Genomic DNA, 1,524 nt, shown 5'->3' with positions numbered 1-1,524 from the left:
AGGCGGCCGAGGGCGTCAAGGGGTTCCCCGAGCTGTGGCGGATCGGCCTCGGGCACCTCGAGATCGGCGACCCGTTCCCCGTCGTCCTGCCGTTGCTCGACGAGGCGCACCTGCGCGTCGACTCCACACCCGCGACCCGGGCCGCGGCCGAGGCGCTGGTCGAGCAGCTGCTGATGCGGCTGGTCTCCACCTTCCGCCCCGGCGTGCTGCACGTCGACGTGTGGGACGGCAGCCAGTACGGCCTGTTCCCCGCGCTGCACCCGCTGGCCCGCACCGGGCTCGTCACCTCGCACGACCCGGACCGCCTCGACGACCTGCTCGACGAGCTGTCCGAACGGATCCGTCGGGTGCACAGCCGGGTGCTGGTGGGCGGCGATCCGTCGCTGCGCGCCCACGCCGAGCGCACCGGCAAGCGCAGCGAGCCCTGGGTCGTCGTGGTGCTCGCCGGGCACCGCGCCGCGTTGCCGGAGGAGCAGCAGCGCAGGCTCCAGCGGATCGCGCGCAGCGGCCTGGACTGCGGGATCTCGCTCGTCCTGCTGGACCTGCCGGTCACGGTCGGGGCCACGCTGGAGTCCGTGCGCTTCGGGGCCGACGGGGTGCGGTGCTCGATGACCGGCCCGTTCGTCGCCGTGACCCCGGACCCGCCGTTGCCGCGCTCCGAGGTGACGGCCGCGTGCACCACCGTCGCCGAGGCGCACGAGGCCTGGCGGGCCACGGTGCGCCGCTTCGCCGACCTGCTGCCGGAGCGCTGGTGGGAGGAGACCTCCGAGGCCCGGCTCGTCGCCCCCATCGGGTTCGACGACGGCACCGAGGTCGAGCTGGCCCTCGACGACCACTCCCCACACGCCCTGCTCGGCGGGCCCAGCGGCTCCGGCAAGACGAACCTGCTGCTCGCCATGATCGGCTCGCTGGCCGCGCGGTACGGGCCCGACCAGCTCAACCTCTACCTGCTGGACTTCAAGGAGGGCGTGTCCTTCGCCCAGTTCGCACCGGGGCAGCGGGACAGCACCTGGCTGCCGCACGCGAAGCTGATCGGGATCAACGTCAACACCGACCGCGAGTTCGGCCTGGCGCTCCTGCAGTTCCTGGCCGACGAGATGCGGCGGCGGGCCGAGGCCGCGAAGGCCCACGAGGTCAGCAAGCTGGAGGAGCTGCGGGCGCTGGACCCGGACGGCTGGCCGCGGATCGTCGCCGTGATCGACGAGTTCCAGTACCTCTTCGCCGAGAAGGACCAGGTGACCCGCCAGGCCACCGCGCTGCTGGAGGACGTCGCCCGGCGCGGCCGGTCGCAGGGCATCCACCTCGTCCTGGCCAGCCAGGACGTGTCCGGCATCGAGGCCTTCTGGGGGCGTCCGGCGATCTTCGAGCAGTTCGTGCTGCGGATCGCCCTGCCCCGCGCCAGACGGGTGCTCGCGAACCTCAACGAGGCCGCCCTGACCCTGCCGCGCAGGCACGCCGTGATCAACCACGAGTCCGGGATGGGACACGCCAACGAGATCGCCCGGATCCCCGACGCGGGCGCGA

General features: G+C 73.3%; 1 protein-coding gene. It reads left to right on the top strand.

Features of this window, described 5'->3' with window-relative positions:
* The coding region (locus H5J29_RS32265; RefSeq protein ID WP_281376159.1) for an FtsK/SpoIIIE domain-containing protein at positions 1-1,524 on the top strand (1,524 nt) is incomplete at both ends.

The sequence above is a fragment of the Pseudonocardia pini genome (assembly GCF_013870575.1).
Lineage (GTDB): Bacteria > Actinomycetota > Actinomycetes > Mycobacteriales > Pseudonocardiaceae > Pseudonocardia > Pseudonocardia pini.
Note: the sequence above shows the minus strand (reverse complement) of the source record. Positions and strands in the feature narration are given on the sequence as shown.